We start from the raw sequence: 906 nt of genomic DNA, 5'->3' as shown, positions 1-906 counted from the left end.
ACCCGCAGAACCACCGTCCACATGTCCCTTCATCTCAATCACAATGTCAAAGAGCCGACCGACGTCAAAGCCGGACAACCTTCGTACCCCGCTATCTCTATCGGGGGACTTGGTGTCCGTCTGATGTGGCGACCGATGCGAGCGGCTGAAAGAGCAGCACCGCGTCGGTGGAGTGGCTTCTATGCCCGGGTTCCAACATCGTCAAATACTTTTTGCAATTTTCTTTCACGGCCGCCGCAAACCCGCAGAATTCCGCGCTTTTTAACGCCCCGGTGAGGTGATCCGGGGTAACGGCAGCCATGGTCGCGCCGACGAATCACGCCCCCGATGCCGGGAATCGGGCCCCGGAATCGCTTTCCACGCGGATTCGGCGGGCGGTGTTGTGGCGTTCGGGCAGCCAGGTGATCGCGCAGATCGTGCAATGGGGCGCGACCTTCCTGGTGATCCGTATCCTGACCCCCGCGGACTATGGTCTGTTCGCGATGACGCAGGTCGTGCTGATGCTGGCGGCGATGCTGAACGGCATGGGGCTGGCCAATGCGCTGGTCCGCGCGCCGGAACTGCGCCGCGAGGATGTCGCGCGCGTCTTCGGGATGCTGATCGCCGCGAATCTGGCGCTGGCCGCGATCCAAGTCGCCGCCGCGCCGCTGGTCGCGGCTTATTATCGCGAGCCGCGCGTCGCGGAGATCCTGCGGGTGCAGGCGCTCCTTTACCTCGCCAATCCATTGATCGCGCTGGCGCAGGGCCAGCTGGCGCGGACGCTGGAATTCGCCCGCCAGGCGCGGGTCAACATCCTGGCGGCGCTGGCGGGGGCGGGCACCGCGCTGACCGGCGCGTTACTGGGCTGGGGGGTATGGGCGCTGGTGGCGGCGCCGATCGCGCTGTTCGGCGCGCGCGCGATCGGGC

General features: G+C 66.2%; 1 protein-coding gene. It reads left to right on the top strand.

The features are described 5' to 3' along the window. Nucleotides 1–377 precede the first annotated feature (377 nt). The coding region (locus AX685_RS03790; protein ID WP_331710143.1) for an oligosaccharide flippase family protein at nucleotides 378–906 on the top strand (529 nt) is incomplete at its 3' end.

The sequence above is a fragment of the Sphingomonas sp. CCH9-F2 genome, assembly GCF_001556735.1.
GTDB lineage: Bacteria > Pseudomonadota > Alphaproteobacteria > Sphingomonadales > Sphingomonadaceae > Sphingomonas > Sphingomonas ginsenosidimutans.
This window is presented reverse-complemented; position numbering and strand designations above follow the sequence as displayed.